This is a genomic window from Kribbella sp. NPDC051952 (assembly GCF_040680855.1).
Taxonomy (GTDB): domain Bacteria; phylum Actinomycetota; class Actinomycetes; order Propionibacteriales; family Kribbellaceae; genus Kribbella.
On record NZ_JBFAXQ010000005.1, the window covers coordinates 20,429 to 43,128 of the forward strand.

Consider the following 22,700-nt stretch of genomic DNA (forward strand, 5'->3'; position numbering starts at 1 on the left):
CAAGCTCACCTCTACGGGAGTGGCCGTTTGGCGGCGGCGCGGAGGCGGAGGGCTCGGCCGACGTAGTCCAGGCCGGTGACGATCGTGACGAGGACGGCCGCCGCCATGAATGCCACGGCGGTCCAGTGCAGCAAGGCGAAGGATTGCCACGGGAGCAGGTACAGGCCGAGGGCAATGGCTTGCAGGACGGTCTTCAGCTTGCCGCCGCGGCTGGCCGGCATGACGCCGTGCCTAATCACCCAGAACCGGAGTGCGGTGACGCCCCACTCGCGGACCAGGACGACCACCGTGACCCACCACGGGAGCTCGCCGAGGTAGGACAGCCCGATGAAGGCGGCACCGGTGAGAGCCTTGTCAGCGATCGGGTCGGCGATCTTGCCGAAATTCGTGACCAGGTTCCACCGGCGAGCGATGTCCCCGTCGAACCGATCGGTGACGATCGCCACCACGAACGCGGCGGTCGCCAGCAGGCGATTGCCTTCGCCAGTGCCACCGTCGCGGAGCAGCAGCCAGACAAACAGCGGGACCAGGACCAGCCGCAGCACGGTGAGCGCGTTCGGCACGTTCCACGCGCTGGGCGCGTGGAGGTGGCCGGCGCGCTGCGCCGGGTTCGGAGGGTTGGTCACGCGGTCAGGTTAGCCGCCGGACGGCTGTCCTGGGGGCTCACGAGCGCCGCGAACTCGGCGATCAGGTCGACCCCGTCGCTCCCGATCACCTTCGCGGACACCAGATCGCCGACCCGGATGTTCTCCGGGAGGCCCGTGAGTGTGGTCGACCCGTCGACCTCGGGTCCCTGATGGGCGGCGCGGCCTTCGGCCTCGTCGTCGTCCAGGGACTCGATCAGGACCTCGAGGAGTTCGCCGATGCGGGACTCGGCTCGGGCGGAGGTGAGGTCCTCGGCGAGGCGGGTGACCCGGTCGAGCCGGGCGGCGATGGTGTCCTCGTCGAGCTTGCCGTCGTACGTCTCGGCCTCGGTGCCGTCCTCGTCGGAGTAGCCGAAGACGCCGATCGCGTCCAGGCCGGCCCGGGAGAGGAAGTCGCACAGGATGTCGACGTCTTCCTCGGTCTCGCCCGGGAAGCCGACGATGACGTTACTGCGGATCCCGGCGGTCGGGGCCTGGGCGCGAACCTGGGCGATCAGCTCGAGGAAGCGCTCGGAGTCGCCGAAGCGGCGCATCCGGCGCAGCAGCGGGCCGGACGCGTGCTGGAAGGAGAGATCGAAGTACGGGACGACGCCGGGAGTCGACGTCATCGCGGTGATCAGGGTCGGGCGCATCTCCGCGGGCTGGAGGTAGGACACGCGGACGCGGATGATGCCGGGGACGGCGGCGATCTCGCCTGCCAGGGTCTCGAGCAGGCGCAGGTCGCCGAGATCCTTGCCGTAGGAGGTGGAGTTCTCCGAGACCAGGAAGAGTTCGCGTACGCCGTTCTCCGCCAGCCACTCGGCCTCGCGCACGACCTCACCCGGTCGGCGGGAGACGAATGCACCCCGGAACATCGGGATCGCGCAGAACGCACAGCGACGGTCGCACCCGGAGGCGAGCTTCAGCGGAGCCATCGGGCCACCGTCGAGCCGGCGACGCATCACCCGCGGACCACTCGCCGGGGCGGCGGCAAGGTCAGGAGCCTCGATCTTCAACTCTTCAGGCTTGCCGGTGACGAAGCGGCCCTTGAGGCCTTGACGCTCGCCGTCGGACACCGGCACGTCCCCCACCGGCCTGAGCTGCTCAGGGATGTGGGAGCCGACCTGCGTCCGTTGCGCAGAGGCGTGGTCGCCGTGCCGGATCTGGGTCTGATCGTCGTGGGCTTCGGGTCCAGCGCCGCTGACCGGGGTCTGGGGGTGACCGCCGTCAGTTGCCGGGGCGTGGTCGCCGTGGCCGGGGATGGCTACGCCGGTGGTGGCGGCGCGGTCGGCGGGGGCGAGCGGCAGGAGTTTGCGGCGGTCGCGCGGGACGTGCGGCTGGTGCTTGGTGCCGGACAGGATCGAGCGGAGCCGGTCCGAGACGTCCGCATAGTCGTCGAAGCTGAGGACCGCGTCCGTCTCCGGGAGCGCCTCGGCGAGCTGATCGCCGTACCGCTCGGCCAGGCAGCCGACCGCGACGACGGCCTGCGTACGGCCGGAGTCCTTGTAGTCGGCTGCGGCGAGCAGGGTGTCGACCGAGTCCTTCTTCGCGGCTTCGACGAACCCGCAGGTGTTCACCACCACGGTGTCGGCCTCGGCGGCGTCCTCGACGAGCCGGAACCCGCCGGCTTCGAGGCGGCCGGCCAGTTCCTCGGAGTCGACATCGTTGCGGGCACAGCCCAGCGTGACCAGGGCGACGGTGGTTTGTGGCGTAGTCATCCCCACGAGTATGACTCGCCGTGCAGGTCCCCACCTAACCCGGTGAGCGTGATCTACGCGGTGGCGTTGTTCGTCAGAGTGCCGTTGGGGTGGGCGGTGAAGCGGTAGAACTTCGTCGTACGGCGGGTGCCGTTCAGCGTGACGATGAGGTTCGCGGGGTTGCCGACCGTGACGCGGACATCGCCGGAACTGGTGACCGACTGGGCGATCCCGGTGCCGAGGTGGCCCTGGAAGAGCCGCTTGCCCTTCTTGTCGCGGACCGTCAGGTAGGTGCCGTCACCCTTCGCAGTCAGCGTGAGCGCCGTCTTCAGGACCGGCGGCTTCTTCGTCGGCTTTCGGGTCGGGACGACCGTGGGCTTCGGAGTCGGCTTGGGCGTCGGCGTGGTCACCGTCGCGGTGGTGGTCGCGGTCTTGGAGGCGTTCGCCTCGATGTCGCTGGGGAGCGTGAAGAGGCGAACCATCCCCCAGCCCATCAGGATGACCAGGATCGCGCCGACGACAACAGCCCATCGCGGGCGGGCCGGGCGCAGGTTCGGGCCTTTGGAGGCGGCACGTTCCTCGCGCCGGGTCTTGTCTTCCTCGACGGCCTGCTCGGCGTCGAAGCTGGCGATCAGCGGTGCGGGATCGGCCTTGACCACGCGAGCGATCGCGCGGATGTGACCACGGGCGTAGAAGTTGCCGCCACAACGGGAGAAGTCGTCGGCCTCCATCGCGACGAGCAACCCGGTTCTGATCCGGGTCGCCGCGCTCAGCTGCTCGATCGTCATGTCGGCCCGTTCACGGGCCGCCGTGAGCTCGCTGCCGATGCTCACGTCTCCACCATCCTCTCCATCGCCCGATCGAACTCACTGGACCGACATCGTCAGCCGGACCGCCAACATCACGTCAACGGCCATTCAACGTCTCAGGTGCGACGGGGTCACGGCAGATTCAGAGTTGTTCCCTGACCGGACATCTGGCATCCGCCAACATGTGCAGTGCCTGTACCACTTCCCCGTTCGACGGCCGAGCCGTCAACCCGAACGGTACCGCGAGAGAGGAGCCGGTCAGGCGGCGGTTCGCATCGGTCGTCTTGCGAGTCGAACTCGGCATCGCACTCAGGACCGGCCCAGGATCCAGCAAATGCACGGCAATCCGGCCGTCGTCGAGCGGATGACGGCGCTGCAGCACCGTCACCTCCTCGATGTCTTCCCAGCGCGTCCCAACCCATTCGTTGCGGATTCGCAACCGGATGCCGACATCGTCGGCGACGAGCATGTCCCCCACTGTCAGCGCCCGAGCACAAATCACCGCCAGTACGGCGAAGGCCGCCGCGACGATCCATCGCAGTACGCCGGTGGGACTGGAGGATCCGGATGCGGCGAAGCCGATCGCGACCAGACCAGCGCCTACGGCCAGCCCGCCGTGCACCCGCTGCGACGCACGCACGGTGAACGGCACGGGCTTGGGGTCGAGGTCGAAATGTTCCTGCCTGGGCAGTGCGCTTGCGGCGGACACGGGTCACTCTCCTCGGAGGGTGGTGATGAAGTCCTCTAGATCGTCCGGTTTCACCAGCACATCACGGGCCTTCGAACCTTCGCTGGGACCGACGACGCCTCGGCTCTCCAGGATGTCCATCAGCCGGCCGGCCTTCGCGAAGCCGACACGGAGCTTGCGCTGCAGCATCGACGTCGATCCGAACTGGGTCGAGACGATCAGCTCGGCAGCCTGTACAACGAGGTCCAGGTCGTCACCGATCTCGTCATCGAGATCCTTGCTCGGCCCGGCCACCACCGTGACGTCCTCGCGGTACGTCGGCTCCAGCTGCGTCTTACAGTGCTCAACGACGCCACGGATCTCGGACTCCGTCACCCAGGCGCCCTGGATACGCATCGGCTTGCTCGCGCCCATCGGCAGGAACAGACCGTCACCCTGACCGACCAGCTTCTCCGCGCCGGGCTGGTCCAGGATGACCCGGCTGTCGGCCAGCGACGAGGTCGCGAACGCCAGCCGCGACGGCACGTTCGCCTTGATCAGACCGGTCACGACGTCCACCGACGGCCGCTGGGTGGCGAGCACCAGGTGGATGCCGGCCGCTCGGGCCAGCTGTGTGATCCGGACGATCGAGTCCTCGACGTCACGCGGGGCAACCATCATCAGGTCGGCGAGCTCGTCGACGATCACCAGCAGATACGGGTACGGCGTGAGCACCCGCTCGCTGCCCGGCGGTGGCTTCACCTTGCCGCCACGGACCGCCTTGTTGAAGTCGTCGACGTGCCGGAACCCGAACGCGGCCAGATCGTCGTACCGCATGTCCATCTCGCGGACGACCCACTGCAGCGCCTCGGCCGCCTTCTTGGCGCTGGTGATGATCGGCGTGATCAGGTGCGGGATGCCCTCGTAGTTGTTCAGCTCGACCCGCTTCGGGTCGACCAGGATCATCCGCACCTCGTCCGGCGTGGCCCGCATCAGGATCGACGTGATCAGCGAGTTGATGAACGACGACTTACCCGAGCCGGTCGCACCCGCGACCAGCAGGTGCGGCATCTTCGCCATGTTCGCTACGACGAAGCCGCCCTCGACGTCCTTACCCAGACCGGCCACCATCGGGTGGTGGTCGTTGCGGGCGGTCGCCGAGCGGATCACGTCACCGAGGCTGACGATCTCCTTGTCGGTGTTCGGGATCTCGATGCCGATCGCGGACTTGCCCGGGATCGGCGAGAGGATGCGTACGTCGGCCGACGCCACCGCATAGGCGATGTTCTTCGACAGTGCGGTGACCTTCTCGACCTTCACCGCCGAGCCGAGCTCGACCTCGTACCGCGTGACCGTCGGACCGCGCGTGTAGCCGGTGACCTGGGCGTCGATGCCGAACTGCTCGAACACCTCGGTCAGCCGGTCGACGACCTGGTCGGAGGCCTTGGTCCTTGCCTTGTGCACCGAACCCGGCTTGAGCATCTGCCCGTCCGGGAGCGTGTACGTGATGTCGCCGGACAGGCTGAGCTGCTCGACCCGCTGCGGCAGCGGCGTGTGCGGTGGCGGCTCGGGCGCCGACTCCGCCTTCGAAGGCCCACCACCAGCACCGGCCGGCGCAACAGCCTCAGCACCGAAAGCACCGGCTGCCCCGGCCGCGTCGACGTCGTAAGCGTCCTCGTCCACCGGCGCAGCGGCCTTGGACTTGCGCCCACGCTTGGAGATCTCCCTGCCCTCGAGCACAGGCGAGTCGTACGGCTTCACCGTCGGCTCGCCGTCCTCATCCAGCTCCGCCGCCTTGGCCCGGCGCTCCTTGCGGGTCAGCCGCACGGTGTCGTCGGTCGGCGCGGCCACCACGGACGGTGCGTCCTCCGGCAGCGCCGTACGTCCCATCAGTACGTCGAAGGCGGCACGGAACCGCAGTGGGATCGCGTAGATCGGCGTGCCTGTGATGACGAGGGCGCCGAAGATCGAGAGCAGCACCAGCAGCGGTGCGGCCACGTACTGGGTGAGGAGGTCCGACAGGAGCGAGGAGACGACGTACCCGATCGCGCCGCCGGCGTCGCGCAGGGAGCCGTCGGCCGGGTTGCTCGGCCGGGGCAGACCGTTGGCGATGTGGATCAGGCCGAGTACGCCGAGCGAAACGGCCGTCCAGCCGATCACCTGGCGTCCGGCCGGGCCGTTGCGGTCCGGGTGACGCAGCGTGCGGATTGCGACGAACAGCAGCATCAGGGGAACGGCCCAGCCGAGCACGCCGACGCTGCCGCCGATGACGGTCCGGAGTCCGTTGCCGACCGCTCCGGGAAGGTTCCACCAGATCGCGGCGGCGACTACAACCGCCAGACCGATCAGAAACAGGCCACCGCCGTCGCGACGGTGCTCGGGATCGAGGTCGCGGGCGCCGTGACCGATACCGCGGACCATGCTGCCGAGCAGGTGCGCGATGCCGATCCAGACCTTCACCACACCGCGACCGACAGCGATCATGGCGGCCGCGAACGGTCCTGGTCCGCTGTTTTTGGGCGTGCTGGTCCGCGCGGCGGAGGAACCTCCGCGCTTCGAACTCTGCCCACGCTTCTGGGCGCCTGACGAACGGGTGCGTCCACCTGCCGCCGAACGGGCCGTACTCGGCCGTTTGGCTGCCGACTTCTGCGCCCGCGCCGGGGAAGACGTGCGGGTCGCCATGCCTAGCAGGCTACCCCGATTACCACTCGAGTCCCACGTGTCACACGCCGATTACGCTGCCCCATCCGTAGCGTCACAGCGCCGCCACTCCCCTGCGCAACCGGGCCGCATGCCACAGAACGACGTACCAGCTGAGCGCGGCGAGCCCGCCTGATGCGAACCCGGTCAACGCGAGTCGTACGGCGGTTTCGCCGGTGAATCCGCCTTCCGCGCGGCCCAGTTCGATGACCGCGCCGGCGGCTGCGAGCAGGACCACAGCGGTCAGTACGACGTACCGCACCCAGGCCGGCACCTGGTCACCTGGAGTGACCGGGCGTGGGTTCGTCCGCCGGTACCAGTGGTAGAGCCACCAAGCGAGGACGACGCAGCCACCGACGGTGCTGACGTACTGCAGGATGCGGTTGACGTCCCAGGCCGCGGTCACCTCGGCACGGAAGAAGTCAGGAAACCGGCGGACGAAGTAGCCGTCGCCATGGGTGAACGAATCCCAGAGGACGTGAGTGAGCGCGCCGACGACGACGGAGACGAGGGTCCAGAGCAGGACCGATAGCGAGGGCAGCCGAAGCGGAGCGCGAGGTGACGGGAGCCGACCGGCGAGCGGCACAGGTGCCAGGGCGAGGAGTGGGCGCTTGATGACCAGGTTGAAGACCACGAGCAGCAGCAACCCCAGCAACGGGTCCAGCCAAAAAGCTGACGTGAACTTGTGCGTCAGGGTCAGAGTGAGGTTGCCGCTGATCCCCTGGGTCGCGAAGCGGTACACCGGGCCGACGTACAGGACATCCGGTGCCACCGCGCCGGCCACCAGAGCCGATGCCACGAACGGCCGGCGGACCAGCGGCAGGACTGCAGCGGGATGGGCGAGGGTGAACGGCACACGCGCACCCTATGAGAGGGCCAGGCCGCGTTACGCGCCCGTGGTGCCGTCGAGTTGCTCCCGCAACAGGTCGGCGTGGCCGCAGTGCCGCGCGTACTCACCGATCAGGTGGATGTAGATCATCCGCAGCGTCGACTCGGTCCCGCCGAACGTGAACCGGGCGTCCAGCGACCGCCCGGCGGCCGCCTCGTCAGAAAGCTTCCACTCCGCGACCAGTCCGTCGTACGACGCCTCCGCCTCAGCCGGATCGATGAGCTCGAAGTCCGCGTCCTACCCCAACTCCGGCGCGAACAGCGGCTCGGCCGGGGAGTCCGCGAAGTGGATCCGGAACCAGATCCGCTCGACCTTGGTCAGATGCCGGATCAACCCGAGCAACGAAAGGTTCGACGGCGGCGAAGGACGCTCGGCCAACTGCTCGGCGGTCAGGCCTGCGCACTTGAACAGCAAGGTCGTGCGATAGAAGTCGAGATAGCCCTTCAGCAGCTCGCCTTCCGGCGCCGTCAGCGAGCCGTCCGGCCGCTCCACCTGCGGGGCGATCCAGCGCACCACATCCGTCGTCATGCCCGCTATCCAACACCAGCCTCGAGAAACCGGAGCCCCTGCTTCATCCACTCGCGCGGATTCGTGTCCAGCCGCTCCGCCCAGGCAGGCGTGGCCTCACCCCGCATCCAGGCGTAGCGCGCGAGCGCGTAGGCGTACATCGCCTCGGTCAGATAGCCGAGCCGCGTGGTCCCGTAATGCGTGCTGGACCGGTGGAACTCGAAGGCGGCGTTCGCGCTGAAGATGCCGAACCCGAAGAAGACCGTGAACAGGTCCGTCAGCGGTTCGCCGTCGCGACGGTCGTGGTCGATCCGGTCCTCGCCGAGCAGACGCTCGTGGCCCAGTTCGTGAGCGATGGTCGCGACCAGGGCGACCGGCTGCAGCGCCTGCTTCATATCGATCCGGACGACCGTGGCGCCGTCGTCGTCCTGCCGCCAATGCGCGGTAGCCCCCGACGATCTGGACTCGAGCATCGACAGGCTCGCGGTCAGATCGTCCTCGGCCTCCTCGAGCTCCAGACGGACGCGGTCCGCGGGGACGTCGAGGTCCGCGCAGAGCTTGTCGAACACCCTGCGTGCGTCGTCCTCCGAGCCGCTGTAACCGGGCGGGAACCAGGACGGCTCAGGCAGCACGACCGGACGGCGCAGCGTCTCGTCGCCGAACTCCGCGGCGAACCAGTCGAGGTTCTCCTCGATCCAGAGCTGCTCCTCGGTCCGGACCGGACAGCTCGGCTTCCTCCACCACATCTCGACCACCTCCGCCGATCGGACGCCGCACCCGTGGGATCGGTTGCGGTCCAGACCTGCGTCTCACGATGCATCCGCCTATCTCACATTTCGGGATTGTCACTGGCGCGGCCGTGGCCGGTTCGTTACCGTTCTCGGCAGGTCATGAGTGCCAGCGTCAAGCCCCGGCTCGCTGGCCGGCAACCCTCCTCCGCGGTGGGGTGCCCCGGGTGAAGACCAGGCCGTGCGGATACCCCGTTCGGCAAGCGCGGACTTCCGGGAGCACCAGCATGTCGATTCTCTCCATCCTCGAGCCGGCCAGTACGACGACCCCCCGGCCGACGGTCACCCGCCTCGTCACCGGCACCATCCCCGCCACGGTCGGCTCGGACCTCCTGGTCCCGCTGGCCGACGGCCGGGTCACGGACTACGCGAACTTCGATCACGGTGCCAGTGCGCCGTGTCTGGAGTCGGTCCGGGCCAGCGTCGAGGCCGCGCTGCCGTCGTACGCGTCGGTGCACCGCGGCAACGGGTACGCCTCCCGCATCACCACGCAGTGGTACGAGCGTGCTCGCGCCGAGGTGCACGCGTTCGTCGGAGCGCGCACCGACGACCAGGTGATCTTCACCCGGCAGACCACGGACGCGCTCAACCTCCTCGCCCACGCGGTCCCGCAGGACGCAACGGTCATCGTGTTCGAGTCCGAGCACCACGCCGCGCTGCTCCCGTGGCCGGCCGAGCGGACCGTCCGTCTCAACGCGCCCGGCTCTCCCACCGAGGCAGTCACCGCAGTCGCCGACGCCCTGCGCCAGGCGCCCGAGGGTCCTCGGCTTGTGGTGCTCACCGGCGCCTCCAACGTCACCGGTGAGATCTTCCCGATCGCGGAGATCGCCGCAGTCGCCAAGGCACACGGCGCGCGGGTCTGCCTCGACGCCGCCCAGCTCGCGCCGCACCGGACGGTCAACATCGCCGCTCTGGACGTCGACTGGGTCGCACTCTCCGGCCACAAGCTCTACGCGCCCTACGGAGCCGGCGCGCTGATCGGCCGCTCCGACTGGCTCGACGCCGCCGACCCGTACCTGTACGGCGGTGGCGCGACCACTGCGGTCACCAGCGACACCGTGGTCTGGGCCACCGGCCCGGCCCGCCACGAAGGCGGCTCCCCCAACGTCATCGGCGCGATCGCCCTCGCCTCCGCGTGTGCCGCGATCAGCAAGCACCGCGACGCGATCGAGCAGCACGAACGCAGCCTGCTCGCCCGCCTCCGCACCGGACTCGCTCAGCTTCCCGGCGTCACGACGTACTCGATCTTCGGTGCGGACGCGGACCGGGTCGGCACTGTGTGCTTCACGGTCGCCGGTCTGAGCTCAACGCTCGTGTCTGCGGCGCTGAGCGCCGAGTACGGCATCGGCGTCCGCGACGGCAAGTTCTGCGCGCACCCGCTGGTCGGACACCTGCTCGCCGACTCCCCCGAGCACGGCACCGCGGTCCGGGCCAGCCTTGGCCTCGGCACGACGCGTGAGCACGTGGACCGCCTCGTCAACGCCGTACGGACGCTTGCCGCCGGCGGACCGCGGTCGGAGTACGAAGACACCGACCACGGCTGTCAGCCCGCTGACGACCCGCGGGACCTGCACGCCCCGCGCATCTGGTAATTCGGCAGCCCTCCTACTGCTCAGGAGGCACGAGACCTACATGGTGAGCAGCGAACGCCAGTAGGTCGGCCCATTCCGCCGCGATCAACGCGGCGGGTTTCCCGAAGCCGTGACCGGTGTTGACCTCAACCCGCGTCAAGACCGGTTCGGCCCCGGACTGGGCGTGCTGCAGAGCGGCGATGAACTTGTGACTGTGCAACGGCACCACCCGGTCGTCATGATCACCCGTGACCACCAGCGTGGCCGGATACGACGTCCCGTCGCTCAACCGATGCAACGGCGAGTAAGCCAGCAGATCCTCGAACTGCGACGCATCGTCCGGATGCCCGAAGTCAGAAGCCCACGCGGCGCCCACTGTGAACAGGTGGAACCGCAGCATGTCCATGACGCCCACACCGGGTAGCGCGACCGCGAACAGGTCCGGTCGCTGTGTCATGGCCGCACCGACGAGCAGACCGCCGTTGCTGCGACCGTGAATCGCGAGCTGCTCAGACGTGGTGATGCCGGAGTCGCGCAGGTGCTCGGCGACCGCGATGAAGTCGTCGAAGACGTTTTGCTTGTTCTTCAGCCGGCCCGCGTCATGCCAGGCGCTGCCGTACTCACCGCCGCCACGCAGGTTGGCGATCACCAGCACTCCGCCGGCCGCGAGCCAGCCTGTCCACCCGGGCTTGTAGTCGGCCTGGATCGGGATCCGGAAGCCGCCGTACCCGTAGAGCAGGGTGGGGCGCGGTGTGGAGAAGTCCAGGTCTGACCGGGTGATCAGGAAGTACGGCACCTCGCGGACCGGGTCGACGCCGCGCGTCACCGTGACGGACGGAGAGGTGAAGCCACCGGAGCCGCGGACGAGCTCTGGCAGCGCCCGGACCGCGCCATTAGCGGTCGAGACGACGTACGCGACGGTTGGGTCGGTCGTGGTCGACAGTCCGATGAAGAGCTCGTCGTACTCCGGGCTGGCGTTGAGGTCGACCACTCCCCCGCCCGGTACGTCGACGACGCGGGCATCGGAGCCGTCGAGCGCATAGAGCGTGAGCACGGGCTGTGCGTCGACAAGCGTCAACGTGACCAGCCCGGCCGCAGTACCGCGGACTGCCTGCAGCGTCGACGAGCCTTCCGGGATCAGGTCGACGAACCCGCCGTCCAGCGACGCCAACACCACCCGACCACGGGAGGCGTCCCGATCGGTCCGAAGGACCAGCTGGTCGCCGGACATCCGTACGAATGCGATCTCGTCCGCGAAGGTGTCCACGACCTTCACCGGCTCGCCGAACCCGTCCGAGGTGATCGGATAGACCCACAGCTTGCTGCCCGGATCGGTGCCTTCGTTGATGTGTACGACGAGGTAGCGATCGTCCTCGGTGATCTCCGGCGTGATGAAGTAGCTGTCGTCGTCCGGGAAGCTCAGCACCAGCTCGTCCTCGGACTGCGGTACGCCAACCCGGTGCAGCATCAGCCGCCCACCGGTCTGCGCCTTCGTCTCCGTACCCTCGCTGCGACCGCTGGCCGGGTAGTGCAGATAGAGGTACGCCGAACTGTCCGGAAGCCACGTGGCTTCGCAGAACTTGGCCTCCGTGACCAGATCATCCACCGGAGTCCCGGTAGCGATGTCGAGCAGCCGGAACGTGGTCCAGTCGCTCCCGCTCTCGTTGACGCCGTACGCAAAGTACTTGCCGTCCGGGCTCACGGTGAACGAGCCCAGCGAGTCGGTGCCGTCCGCAGAGAGAGTGTTCGGGTCGATCAGCAAGCGGCCGCGGTCGACCAGTTCGTCGAGGGACTCCGCGACGTACACGACGTCCTGGGCCTGGGTGCCGTCGTTCCGGCCGACGAAGTACCAGCCCGCCTTCCGCACCGGGACTCCGGCGCGTGGGCGGGCCAGGATCGCGGCCATCGTGGTCTGGAACCACTCACGCTCCGGATACCCCGAGAGCTCGGCCTGGGTGAACTCGTTCTGCCGACGGACCCAGTCCTGGGTGTCGGGTGCGTCAGGATCTTCCAGCCAGCGGTACGGGTCGGCGATCTCGTGCCCGTGCAGGGTCTCGACCACATCGTCGCGGCGGCTCTCCGGATAGGTCATGCGGACAAACCTAACAACGCTGCCCGGGCCGGCAACTGGATTCGGCGTCGTACCCACCCGGGCTCCGGTGGGCGGCATCCCGCGCAGGCGCCGGAGCCGGGTGAGTACGACGGGCCCTCAGTGGTGGGCCGGGGTGATGTCCTTGGTCCAGAGGACCTTGCCGAACAGGTTGCGGAGCGAGACCGTGAAGACGCCGGTGCGCGGGTCGATCTCGACGTACCCGAAGAACTGGTTGCCGCCGCTCGGCGGCTGGTTCGGGAAGTCGGCGGCCTTGACGAACACGGCCTCCGGACCGAACGTCGGGTCGAGCGCGTTCGGCCCGAACGTGCCCGCGTTGACCGGTCCGGCGACGAACTCCCAGAACGGGTCGAAGTCGGTGAAGGTCGCCCGCGACGGGTCGTAGTGGTTGGCCGCGGCGTAGTGCACGTCCGCGGTGAGCCAGACCGCGTTGCGGACCTTGCGCTTCTTGAACTGGCTGAGCACCCAGGCGATCTCGAGCTCGCGGCCACCCGGCGCACCGGGCAGACCGTTCGCGACCGCCTCGATCAGGTCGCCGTCCGGGACCAGGATGCCGAGCGGCATGTCGCTGGCGATCACCTTCCAGGTCGCCTTCGACGCGGCCGCCTCCCGGACCAGCCACTCGGCCTGCTCGGCACCGAGCATCGCGACCGGGCCGACGGTCGACGGCACCGGGTTCGCACCGCGGTAGGTCCGCATGTCCAGGCAGAACACGTCGAGCAGCGGGCCGTAGCTCACCCTGCGGTAGATCCGGTTCCGGCCGGCCGAGTGCACCATCGGCAGGTACTCGAGGAACGCCTGCCGGGACCGCTGCGCCAGTACGTCGACCCGCTTCTCGGTGTACCGGTCGTCGGTGAGGATCTCCCCCGGATACCAGTTGTTCAGCGTCTCGTGGTCGTCCCACTGCGAGAGGATCGGTACGTCGGCGTACAGCGACTTCACGTTCTCGTCGAGCAGGTTGTACTTGTACCGGCCGCGGTACTCGGCCAGCGTCTCGGCGACCTTCGAGACTTCCTCGGTGACCACGTTCTTCCAGACCGTGCCGTCCGGGATCGCCACCTCGGCCTCGATCGGGCCGTCGGCGTAGATGTTGTCCCCGGAGTGCAGGAAGAAGTCCGGCCGCGTCTCGTGCATGGCCTTGTACGCCGCCATCCCGCCGATCTCCGGGTTGATCCCGAAGCCCTGACCGGCCGTGTCGCCGGTCCAGACGAAGGACAGTCCGCGGTTGCGTCCCGGCGTACTGAAGGAACCCTCGAGGGACTCACCGCGGCGGCCCCACGCGTCCTCGAACGCGATCCGGTAGTCGTACCGCTGCCCCGGGCGCAGGCCCTTCAGCGGCAGCTGCGCGGTGAAGTCCTGGTCCGGCCCCGTGACCGGGCCATGCAGCCGGACGGCGCGGTCGAACCGGCCGTTGCTGGTCAGGTCGACGACCATCCGGGCGCGACGGTCGGTTCGGGACCAGACCACTGCGGAGTTCGTACTGACGTCACCCGACATGATCCCGGACGGCAGTCCGGGACGGTCCCGGCGTACGACGTTGGCATTCGCTACCCCTGGTACGGCGAGGGTCGCGCCGGCGACTGTGGATGCGGCCAGGAGCTGGCGGCGGCTCAGGTTCATGAGCCGAACTTGCGCCCCGCTGATGACAGTGAGGTGACGCCCGGGCGAACTGAGCCTCAAATCACCCGCACACCGGACGTGCGCCACCGGGCACCACCTTGCTTGTCGCGACCCTACGTGGTTCCGTTAACGACGTAAGCCCATTTTCGTTTCGCTGCCCCGGACCTGGTAGCGCATCGGACCGATGCACTATCAGAACAGGGGCACTGCTGATGTCACAGCTTCTTGCTGAAGATCACGATCCGCTGCGCGTGCAGCACCGACATACGAACCTCTACACGGACCTGCTCCGCACTGTGCGTGAGCTCGGTCTGCTGAAACGGCGACGCGGCTACTACTTCACCCGGATCGGCCTGGTCCTCGCGGCCTTCGCCGGGGTCTGGGTCGGCTTCGGCCTGCTCGGCAACTCCTGGTTCCAGCTCCTGATGGCGGGTGCATTGGCGCTCGTGCTGACGCAGGTCGCGTTCCTGAGCCACGACAGTGCGCACCGGCAGATCTTCGACTCCGCCGCCTGGAACGACTGGACCGCTCGCCTGCTGGCCGGTGGGCTGGTCGGCATCTCAGCCGCGTGGTGGCGCTCGAAGCACAGCCGGCACCACGGCGCACCGAACCAACTCGGCAAGGACCCGGACATCGCGATCGGCGTCGTCGCTTTCACGCCCGAGCATGTTGCCCAACGCACCGGTTTCCGGGCCTGGCTGACCGCCCGGCAGGGCTGGCTGTTCTTCCCCCTGCTGACACTGGAAGGCCTCAGCCTGTACGTCTCGAGCCTGAGTCACCTGTTCCGCCGCGGCGCGTCCTCGGTCGAGCGTGTGGAGGCCGCGATCGTGGTGAGCCGGATCGGTGCCTACCTGGCCGTGCTGTTCCTGCTGCTGCCGATCGGCAAGGCCGGTGCGTTCCTCGGCCTGCAACTGGCCGTCTTCGGAGTCTGTCTCGGCGGTTCGTTCGCCCCGAACCACAAGGGCATGCCGCTGGTGCCGCGGACGATGAAGCTGGACTTCCTCCGTCGGCAGGTGCTGATGTCGCGCAACATCCGCGGCGGGGTGATGGTCGACTTCGCGATGGGCGGCCTGAACTACCAGATCGAGCACCACCTGTTCCCGAGCATGCCCCGGCCTACCCTGCGCAGGGTCCGGCCGATCGTCCGCGAGTACTGCGAGCTGCACGGTGTGAAGTACACCGAGGTCGGATTCCTTGCGTCGTACAAGATCGTCGTCGATTATCTGAACAACGTCGGGCTCCGGGCCCGCGATCCGTTCGACTGCCCGCTGGTCACGCAGTACCGGAACTGACCCCTGGCACTTTGCCAGGCCTACCTCGGAGGTACACCTGAGCGCACGCCGAGCTTCATGCTAGATCGAGACGATAGGGGCGTGAGTGCCCAGCAGCGGTACGTCAGCCTCTACACGGATCTCCTCCAGACGGTTCGCGAACTAGGCCTGATGCGGCGCCGTCAGGGCTACTACTACACGCGGTTCAGCCTGGTCGTCGCCGCCCTGCTGGCCGTTGCCACCGGCATGATTCTGCTCGGCGATTCCTGGTTCCAGCTGCTCCTGGCCGGTGCACTGGCGCTCATTCTGGTCCAGGTCGCATTCCTCAGCCACGACAGCGCGCACCGGCAGATCTTCACCTCGGCCGCGATGAACGACTGGACCGCGCGCATTCTGGCCGGTGCCCTCGCGGGCATGAGCGTGACCTGGTGGCGGAACAAGCACTCGCGGCACCACGCCGCCCCGAACCAGGTCGACAAGGATCCCGACGTACAGCTCAAGGCCGTCGCCTTCACCCCGGCCGCGGTCGCGGGACGCGGGCGGCTCGGCCGGTGGATCGCCGCCCGCCAGGGTTGGCTCTTCTTCCCGCTCCTGACGCTGGAGGGGGTCGGCCTGCACGCCTCGAGCCTGCGGCATCTGCTGCGCCGCGACACCACCAAGCTCGAACGCATCGAGGCCGCGGTCGTGATCTCACGGATCGGCGGCTACCTGGCCTTTCTCTACCTGATGCTTCCGGTCGGCAAGGCCAGCGCGTTCCTCGGTCTGCAGCTCGCGGTGTTCGGCGTCTGCCTCGGTGCCGCGTTCGCGCCGAACCACAAAGGCATGCCGCTCGTCCCGGCCGGGATGAAGCTCGACTTCCTCCGCCGCCAGGTGCTGATGTCCCGCAACATCCGGGGCGGCACGCTGACCGATTTCGCGATGGGCGGCCTGAACTACCAGATCGAGCACCACCTGTTCCCGAGCATGCCCCGGCCGACGCTCCGCCACGTCCGGCCGATCGTCCGCGAGTACTGCGCCGCCCACGGCGTCGCCTACACCGAGGTCGGCCTGTTCGAGTCGTACCGCATCGTCATCGACTACCTGAACAACGTCGGCCTCAAGTCCCGGGACCCGTTCGACTGCCCGCTGTCCGCGCAGCTGCGCTCACCCGGGCGGAATCTCGCCTGATCCCCGGATCGTGAGCTTCACCGGCACCCGCACCGTCCGGCCCGGGCGGTGCGGCTCCGGAAGGCGCTCCGTCATCAACTGGATCGCCGTACGGGCCATCACGTCGGCCGACTGAGCGACGGCCGTCAGACCTGGGCTGAGCAGGTCGCCGAGGGCCAGGTCGTCGAAGGATACGAGCGCGACCCGCCCGCGCCGTCCGGCCAGGCCACGGAGGACCTCGGCGGTGGTCATGTTGTTGGCCGACAGCAACGCGGTCGCCGGCTCCGGCCGATCCAGTACGGCGGACAGCGTGATGCCGATACCCTCCGTCGTGGGCTCGGACAGGTGGACCAGGTCCTCGTCCACGTCGATGCGGTGCCGCGACATCGCGGCCCGGTAGGCGACGACACGCTCGCGGGCAGTGAAGATCCGCTCGTCGTCACCGAGGTACGCGATCCGGCGATGGCCCTGCCGGACGAGGTGGTCGATCGCCTGATCGATCCCGCCGGCGTTGTCCGCGAGTACGGCGTCCGCCTCGATCCCGTGCGCCGGCCGGTCGATCGTGACCACGGCCATCCCGGCGTCGACGTGCGGCGCGAGGTACTCCTGGGTCTCCCCGATCGGCGCCATGATCAGCGCGTCCGGCCGGCGGGCGACGAACTCCAGACAGACGTCCCGCTCCCGCTCCGGGTCCTCGTCGGTCAGACCGATCATCACCACCGAGCCGGTCGAGCGGGCCCACAACTCGACCGCGCGGCCGAGCGAGGCGAAGAACGGGTCGCCGATATCGCGGATCACCACGGCGATCGTCCCGGTCTTGCCGCGGCGCAGCATCCGGGCGCTCTCGTTCGGGGTGTAGTTGAGCTCCTTGATCGCGGCCTGGACCTTCGCGGTCAGCTCCGGGCTGACGTTCGGTTCCTCGTTCACCACCCGGGAGACGGTCTTCAAGGCGACCCCGGCCCGGGCCGCGACCTCCTTCATCGTGGGCCGGCGCTGGCCCCCGTTCACCCCGCTGATGCTCATCGCCGGCCCACCCTCTCGTTTCTCAGTGCCTCGCACGAGGCACTTAGCTCTCCACGACGACCGGGATGATCATCGGGCGGCGGCGGTGAGTGTCGCTGACCCACTTGCCCACCACCCGGCGGATCACCTGCTGCAGCTGGTACATGTCGTCCACGCCGCCACCGATCGCCTTCTCGATCTCGGCCTCGATCCGCGGCTTCAGGTCGTCGAAGACGGTGTCGTCCTCGGCGAACCCGCGGGCCTGGATCTCCGGACCGGCCGTCAGCTTGCCGGTGACCGAGTCCATCACGGCGATGACCGAGATGAAACCCTCGTCGCCGAGAATCCGGCGATCCTTCAGCGAGGTCTCGGTGATGTCGCCGACGGTCGAGCCGTCGACGAACACGTACCCGCAGTCGACCTTGCCGGCCACGACGGCCTTGCGGTCGATCAGGTCGACCACCACACCGTCCTCGACGACCACCACGTTCTCGCGCGGGACGCCGGTCTGGATGGCCAGGTCGGCGTTCGCGTGCAGGTGCCGGATCTCGCCGTGCACCGGCATCACGTTGCGCGGCTTGACGATGTTGTAGCAGTAGAGCAGCTCGCCCGCGCTCGCGTGGCCGGAGACGTGGACCAGCGCGTTGCCCTTGTGGATCACGTTCGCGCCGTGCCGGGTCAGACCGTTGATCACCCGGTACACCGAGTTCTCGTTGCCCGGGATCAACGACGACGCCAGTACGACGGTGTCGCCCGGCTGGATCTGGACCACGTGGTGGTCGTTCGCCGCGATCCGGGACAGCGCCGACATCGGCTCACCCTGCGAGCCGGTCGAGACCAGCACGACCTGCTCCGGCGGGTAGTTCTCCAGCTCGCGCATGTCGATCAGCGTGTCGCCGGGGACGGTCAGGAAGCCGAGATCACGAGCCACGCCCATGTTGCGGACCATCGAACGGCCGACGTACGCGACCTTGCGGCGGTGCTTCACCGCGGCGTCCATGACCTGCTGGACCCGGTGCACGTGCGAGGCGAAACAGGCGACGATGATGCGCTGGTTCTTCGCGTTGGTGAAGACCCGGTCGAGCACCGGAGCGATGTCGCGCTCGTGGGTGGTGAAGCCGGGCACCTCGGAGTTGGTGGAATCGACCATGAACAGGTCGACGCCCTCCTCGCCGAGCCGGGCGAACGCACGCAGGTCGGTGATCCGATTGTCCAGCGGCAACTGGTCCATCTTGAAGTCACCGGTGTGCAGCACCTGGCCGGCCGGCGTCTTGATCGCGACCGCGAGCGCGTCCGGGATTGAGTGGTTCACCGCGACGAACTCGCAGACGAACGGGCCGATCTGAAGCTTCTCACCCTCGACCACGGTCTGCTGCGGCACGTTGCGGTGCCGGTGCTCCTTCAGCTTGCCCTCCAGCAGCGCGAGCGTGAGCTGCGAACCGATGACCGGAATGTCACCCCGCTCACGCAGCAGGTAGGGCAACCCGCCGATATGGTCCTCGTGGCCGTGGGTCAGGACCACGGCGACGACGTCGTCGAGCCGGTCCCGGATCGGCTGGAAGTCCGGCAGGATCAGGTCCACGCCGGGTTGGTTCTCGTCCGGGAACAGTACGCCGCAGTCCACGATCAGCAGCTTGCCGTCGTACTCGAACACCGTCATGTTGCGGCCGACCTCGCCGAGGCCGCCGAGCGGGATGACCCGCAAAGCGCCCGGAGCCAGCGGTCCGGGCGCGTCGAGATCTGGATGGGGATGGCTCATGCAATCAGTCCTGCCGTTTTGAGGTCGGTGGTGAGCCAGTCCACTTGCTCGGCGGTCGCCTCAACCAGCGGCAGCCGAAGTGTCGCGTGCTCGATGACGCCGGCCAGCTTCAGCGCGGCCTTCACCATGATCGCGCCCTGGGTCCTGGTCATGATCGCTTCGACGGCGGGCACAACCCGTCGATCGATCTCCTGTGCGGTGGCGAGGTCGCCGGCCACCACGGCGTCGATCAGTTGCCGGTACTCCGGGCTCGCGACATGCGCGACCACGCTGGCGATCCCGACCGCACCGATCGCGAGCCAGGCGAGGTTCAGCTCGTCGGCCCCGCAGTAGTAGAACAGATCGGTGTTGGCCAGCACCTTGGTGGCCCCGGCGACGTCGCCCTTGGCGTCCTTCACCGCGACGATCCGCGGGTGCTCGGCCAGCGCGAGCAGGGTCTCGGTCTTGATCTCCACAGCGGCACGCGCCGGGATGTCGTAGACCATGTTCGGCAGGCCGGTCGCGTCGGCGACCGCGGTGAAGTGCGCGCGCAGCCCGTCCTGCGGAGGCTTGTTGTAGTACGGCGTGACGACCAGGAGCCCGTCGGCTCCAGCGGCCTCGGCCTGCTTGGCGCACTCGATCGTGTGCGCGGTGTCGTTCGTGCCGACGCCGGTGACGACCTTGGCGCGGTCGCCGACCGCCTCAAGCACGGCCTTGATCAGCTGGACCTTCTCCGCGTCGGAGGTGGTCGGCGCCTCGCCGGTGGTCCCGTTGATCACGAGCGCGTCGTTACCCCGGTCGACCAGGTATCCGGCCACCTTCTGCGCAGCGTCGAGATCCAGCGAGCCGTCGGGCCGGAACGGAGTGATCATCGCGGTCGTCAGACGGCCGAAAGGCAGATCCGGCGACGCGGTACGTGCTGGCGAGGACATGGGGGTCAGATTACCGCTCCGCAGCCCTGGAGAAATGAGTAGGCCTGGTGGCTGTCCGCTCGGGGGTCCGGGCAGCCACCAGGCTCACTCGTCCTATCGGGCACAACCCCGTAGTCGTTACAGCTTCTGCCAAGAAAATCCGGAAAAACTTCTGCGAATACTTTCGGTGAGCTCGTCATCACTCTTCGTCGAGAAATCATCGCCCAGCAATCCAAATCGAGGTCGCGTCGAAGAGATGCTCGACCGCCGGGAGTGCACCAGGTAGGAGGAGTACGGCAGCAACCGTCAGAGCCGGCACGATCAGCAAGCGCTCGACCCAGCTGTTGGTGCTGAAGCGGAACAGCCGCGGCAGCCGGAGTTCGTACCAGGTCTCGCCACGGATCGGCAGCGGCCAGAGCCATGGACAGCCGGAGCGGGTGAGGCTGTCGCCGAGGCAGTGGACGAACATGCCGAGACCGACCGCCATCCCGATCCAGCCGCCGATCTCGGACAGACCAGCCTGTACGGCGTCGGCGGCCGTCGTACCGGGGAGCGCCGTACCGGTGACCGACCAGGCGGCGCCGCCGAGGGCGACGAAGATGATCCAGTCGCCGAGCGCGTCGGCCGCCAGTAGGAGACCGGTCACTGCGACTGCGAGGACCGCCCACTTCCCGCGGTCGCCGAGGCTGGCGGCGAGGATGCCGAGCCCGATCGCGGCGGCCAGCGTGTGGGTCGCGTGACGATGCTTTCCGGTGCTGTCCTCGTCGCGTGGTCCCTTGGTGAGGTTGTAGAGGACACCGGAGAAGGTACGCACAGCTCCGGAGACCAGCCGGGTCACCGGGCCGAGCAGCCGGGACGCGCTGGCGCCAGGGTGATCGAGATCCGGGACGAGGGCGTAGCCGGCCGTGGCTGCGGCGAACGGAACCATCTCCGCCACGGACGTCAGCCCGATCAGCGGGGCGACCGCCAGACCGGCGCACCACCCCGACACCGCATGCGACCGCCCCATCATGGCGCCCCACCACTCCCCTCACCGCGGAGCGCTCATCGTGCCAACCAGGACACGGTCCGGCGGGGAGGCTCGCCGCTTTGCATAATCATGCAGGGTGATGCATACTTTTCCTGTGTCCAAGGTACTTACGTCATTGCCAGTTGGTGAGCGGGTCGGGATCGCGTTCTCGGGCGGTCTCGACACGTCGGTCGCGGTCGCGTGGATGCGCGACAAGGGCGCGGTCCCGTGCACCTACACCGCCGATCTGGGTCAGGCCGACGAGCCTGACATCGCCTCGGTTCCCGGCCGAGCCACGGCGTACGGCGCTGAGCTGACGCGCCTCGTCGACTGCCGGGCCGCGCTGGTCGAGGAGGGTCTGGCCGCGCTGGCCTGTGGCGCGTTCCACATCCGGTCTGGCGGGCGGACGTACTTCAACACCACGCCGATCGGGCGGGCGGTGACCGGCACGTTGCTGGTGCGGGCGATGCTCGACGACGACGTACAGATCTGGGGCGACGGGTCGACGTTCAAGGGCAACGACATCGAGCGGTTCTACCGGTACGGGCTGCTGGCGAACCCGCAGCTGCGGATCTACAAGCCGTGGCTGGACGCGCAGTTCGTGCAGGAGCTGGGCGGGCGGAAGGAGATGTCGGAGTGGCTGGTCTCGCACCAGCTGCCGTATCGGGACAGCACCGAGAAGGCGTACTCCACCGACGCGAACATCTGGGGTGCGACGCACGAGGCGAAGACGCTCGAGCACCTCGACACCGGGATCGAGACCGTCGACCCGATCATGGGTGTGCGGCACTGGGATCCCTCGGTCGAGATCTCGCCCGAGGATGTGACGATCGGGTTCGAGCAGGGCCGGCCGGTGACGATCAACGGCAAGGAGTTCGGCTCCGCGGTCGATCTGGTGCTGGAGGCGAACGCGATCGGTGGCCGGCACGGGCTGGGGATGTCGGACCAGATCGAGAACCGGGTGATCGAGGCGAAGTCGCGCGGGATCTACGAGGCGCCGGGGATGGCGTTGCTGCACGCGGGGTACGAGCGGCTGGTCAACGCGATCCACAACGAGGACACGCTGGCGAGCTACCACAACGAGGGCCGGAAGCTCGGGCGGCTGATGTACGAGGGTCGCTGGCTGGACCCTCAGTCGCTGATGCTGCGGGAGTCCCTGCAGCGGTGGGTCGGTACGGCGGTCACCGGTGAGGTCACACTGCGGCTCCGGCGGGGTGAGGACTACTCGGTCATCGACACGACTGGCCCGGCGCTCAGCTACCACCCCGACAAGCTGTCGATGGAGCGGATCGAGGACTCGGCGTTCGGCCCGGTCGACCGGATCGGTCAGCTGACCATGCGCAACCTGGACATCGCCGACTCCCGCGCCAAGCTCGAGCAGTACGCCGGTCTCGGCATGTTCGGCAGCTCCAACCCGGCCCTGGCCTCCTCCACCGACCTCATCGGCCCCATGCCCACCGGCGGCGCCAACGCCATCGCCTCCCGAGGCGAAGCAACCGAATCCGACGAACTCCTGGACCGAGCAGCCATGGAATCCGGCACCGACTAATACATGCCCTCCCCTGGCCGGTCGCTCCCCGCGGCCGGCCAGTTCCCAGGTCAGACCTCACCACGACGGTCCCCGAGGCGTGCACTCCCTGCC

Annotated in this window: 17 protein-coding genes, 1 pseudogene and 1 riboswitch; of the genes and pseudogenes, 4 read left to right on the forward strand and 14 right to left on the reverse strand. The window is 68.3% G+C overall.

Going from position 1 to position 22,700, the window contains the following annotated elements; translation table 11 throughout:
* Nucleotides 1-11 precede the first annotated feature (11 nt).
* The 8 genes and pseudogenes from pgsA to AB0L70_RS11615 form a co-directional block, all read right to left on the reverse strand.
* On the reverse strand, nucleotides 12-626 hold the full coding sequence (gene pgsA / locus AB0L70_RS11580) for a CDP-diacylglycerol--glycerol-3-phosphate 3-phosphatidyltransferase (RefSeq protein WP_363682724.1): 615 nt from the start codon (nucleotides 624-626) through the stop codon (nucleotides 12-14).
* Nucleotides 623-2,341, reverse strand: a complete 1,719-nt coding sequence (locus tag AB0L70_RS11585; protein ID WP_363682726.1) for a radical SAM protein — start codon at nucleotides 2,339-2,341, stop codon at nucleotides 623-625. The genes pgsA and AB0L70_RS11585 overlap by 4 nt, the downstream gene beginning before the upstream one ends.
* 53 nt (nucleotides 2,342-2,394) lie before the next feature.
* On the reverse strand, nucleotides 2,395-3,153 hold the full coding sequence (locus AB0L70_RS11590; RefSeq protein ID WP_363682728.1) for a RodZ domain-containing protein: 759 nt from the start codon (nucleotides 3,151-3,153) through the stop codon (nucleotides 2,395-2,397).
* A 118-nt stretch (nucleotides 3,154-3,271) separates the two neighbouring features.
* Complete coding sequence (locus AB0L70_RS11595) at nucleotides 3,272-3,838, reverse strand: hypothetical protein (RefSeq protein WP_363682730.1); 567 nt, start codon at nucleotides 3,836-3,838, stop codon at nucleotides 3,272-3,274.
* 3 nt (nucleotides 3,839-3,841) lie between these two features.
* Entirely contained in the window at nucleotides 3,842-6,478 is a 2,637-nt protein-coding gene (locus tag AB0L70_RS11600; RefSeq protein WP_363682732.1) for a DNA translocase FtsK 4TM domain-containing protein, read from the reverse strand.
* A 73-nt stretch (nucleotides 6,479-6,551) separates the two neighbouring features.
* The gene (locus tag AB0L70_RS11605; RefSeq protein ID WP_363682734.1) at nucleotides 6,552-7,352 is read right to left on the reverse strand and encodes a DUF4184 family protein; all 801 of its coding nucleotides are present in this window, start codon (nucleotides 7,350-7,352) and stop codon (nucleotides 6,552-6,554) included.
* A 30-nt stretch (nucleotides 7,353-7,382) separates the two neighbouring features.
* Nucleotides 7,383-7,913, reverse strand: a pseudogene (locus tag AB0L70_RS11610) (DinB family protein).
* 5 nt (nucleotides 7,914-7,918) lie between these two features.
* Nucleotides 7,919-8,638, reverse strand: coding sequence for a hypothetical protein (locus AB0L70_RS11615; protein WP_363682736.1), 720 nt, complete (start codon nucleotides 8,636-8,638; stop codon nucleotides 7,919-7,921).
* A 140-nt stretch (nucleotides 8,639-8,778) separates the two neighbouring features.
* Nucleotides 8,779-8,892, forward strand: a riboswitch (SAM riboswitch).
* A 15-nt stretch (nucleotides 8,893-8,907) separates the two neighbouring features.
* Between AB0L70_RS11615 and AB0L70_RS11620 the strand changes: the two genes are divergently transcribed.
* Entirely contained in the window at nucleotides 8,908-10,272 is a 1,365-nt protein-coding gene (locus AB0L70_RS11620; RefSeq protein ID WP_363682738.1) for an aminotransferase class V-fold PLP-dependent enzyme, read from the forward strand.
* Between the two features lie 13 nt (nucleotides 10,273-10,285).
* Here the strand turns inward: AB0L70_RS11620 and AB0L70_RS11625 are convergent, their stop codons facing one another.
* Complete coding sequence (locus tag AB0L70_RS11625) at nucleotides 10,286-12,343, reverse strand: prolyl oligopeptidase family serine peptidase (protein ID WP_363682740.1); 2,058 nt, start codon at nucleotides 12,341-12,343, stop codon at nucleotides 10,286-10,288.
* 117 nt (nucleotides 12,344-12,460) lie between these two features.
* Nucleotides 12,461-13,981, reverse strand: coding sequence for an alkaline phosphatase D family protein (locus tag AB0L70_RS11630; RefSeq protein WP_363682742.1), 1,521 nt, complete (start codon nucleotides 13,979-13,981; stop codon nucleotides 12,461-12,463).
* Between the two features lie 251 nt (nucleotides 13,982-14,232).
* Here AB0L70_RS11630 and AB0L70_RS11635 point away from each other — a divergent pair, with 251 nt between their 5' ends.
* Nucleotides 14,233-15,273: an acyl-CoA desaturase gene (locus tag AB0L70_RS11635; RefSeq protein WP_363682746.1), complete on the forward strand. Its 1,041-nt coding sequence runs from the start codon at nucleotides 14,233-14,235 to the stop codon at nucleotides 15,271-15,273.
* A gap of 81 nt (nucleotides 15,274-15,354) precedes the next feature.
* Complete coding sequence (locus AB0L70_RS11640; RefSeq protein WP_363682748.1) at nucleotides 15,355-16,419, forward strand: acyl-CoA desaturase; 1,065 nt, start codon at nucleotides 15,355-15,357, stop codon at nucleotides 16,417-16,419.
* Here AB0L70_RS11640 and AB0L70_RS11645 read toward each other — a convergent pair.
* From AB0L70_RS11645 to AB0L70_RS11660, 4 genes are all read right to left on the reverse strand, one after another.
* Nucleotides 16,396-17,421 (reverse strand): LacI family DNA-binding transcriptional regulator, encoded by a 1,026-nt coding sequence (locus AB0L70_RS11645; RefSeq protein ID WP_363682750.1) that lies wholly within the window; start codon nucleotides 17,419-17,421, stop codon nucleotides 16,396-16,398. The genes AB0L70_RS11640 and AB0L70_RS11645 overlap by 24 nt on opposite strands.
* Nucleotides 17,422-17,464: 43 nt before the next feature.
* Nucleotides 17,465-19,159: a ribonuclease J gene (locus tag AB0L70_RS11650; protein WP_363682752.1), complete on the reverse strand. Its 1,695-nt coding sequence runs from the start codon at nucleotides 19,157-19,159 to the stop codon at nucleotides 17,465-17,467.
* Nucleotides 19,156-20,070 carry a 4-hydroxy-tetrahydrodipicolinate synthase gene (gene dapA / locus AB0L70_RS11655; protein ID WP_363682754.1) on the reverse strand — a complete coding sequence of 305 codons (915 nt, stop codon included), beginning with the start codon at nucleotides 20,068-20,070 and terminating at the stop codon, nucleotides 19,156-19,158. The genes AB0L70_RS11650 and dapA overlap by 4 nt, the downstream gene beginning before the upstream one ends.
* 196 nt (nucleotides 20,071-20,266) lie before the next feature.
* On the reverse strand, nucleotides 20,267-21,061 hold the full coding sequence (locus AB0L70_RS11660) for a metal-dependent hydrolase (protein WP_363682756.1): 795 nt from the start codon (nucleotides 21,059-21,061) through the stop codon (nucleotides 20,267-20,269).
* A gap of 112 nt (nucleotides 21,062-21,173) precedes the next feature.
* Here AB0L70_RS11660 and argG point away from each other — a divergent pair, with 112 nt between their 5' ends.
* Nucleotides 21,174-22,607, forward strand: coding sequence for an argininosuccinate synthase (gene argG / locus AB0L70_RS11665; RefSeq protein ID WP_363682758.1), 1,434 nt, complete (start codon nucleotides 21,174-21,176; stop codon nucleotides 22,605-22,607).
* Nucleotides 22,608-22,700: the final 93 nt, after the last annotated feature.

Excerpts from the sequence above, each read along its gene's own strand:
- AB0L70_RS11585 (WP_363682726.1), bottom strand. The coding sequence starts at position 2,341 with ATGACTACGCCACAAACCACCGTCGCCCTGGTCACGCTGGGCTGTGCC.
- AB0L70_RS11600 (WP_363682732.1), bottom strand. The coding sequence starts at position 6,478 with ATGGCGACCCGCACGTCTTCCCCGGCGCGGGCGCAGAAGTCGGCAGCC.
- AB0L70_RS11615 (WP_363682736.1), bottom strand. The coding sequence starts at position 8,638 with ATGTGGTGGAGGAAGCCGAGCTGTCCGGTCCGGACCGAGGAGCAGCTC.
- AB0L70_RS11620 (WP_363682738.1), top strand. The coding sequence starts at position 8,908 with ATGTCGATTCTCTCCATCCTCGAGCCGGCCAGTACGACGACCCCCCGG.
- AB0L70_RS11625 (WP_363682740.1), bottom strand. The coding sequence starts at position 12,343 with ATGACCTATCCGGAGAGCCGCCGCGACGATGTGGTCGAGACCCTGCAC.
- AB0L70_RS11630 (WP_363682742.1), bottom strand. The coding sequence starts at position 13,981 with ATGAACCTGAGCCGCCGCCAGCTCCTGGCCGCATCCACAGTCGCCGGC.
- AB0L70_RS11645 (WP_363682750.1), bottom strand. The coding sequence starts at position 17,421 with ATGAGCATCAGCGGGGTGAACGGGGGCCAGCGCCGGCCCACGATGAAG.
- AB0L70_RS11650 (WP_363682752.1), bottom strand. The coding sequence starts at position 19,159 with ATGAGCCATCCCCATCCAGATCTCGACGCGCCCGGACCGCTGGCTCCG.
- dapA (WP_363682754.1), bottom strand. The coding sequence starts at position 20,070 with ATGTCCTCGCCAGCACGTACCGCGTCGCCGGATCTGCCTTTCGGCCGT.
- AB0L70_RS11660 (WP_363682756.1), bottom strand. The coding sequence starts at position 21,061 with ATGATGGGGCGGTCGCATGCGGTGTCGGGGTGGTGCGCCGGTCTGGCG.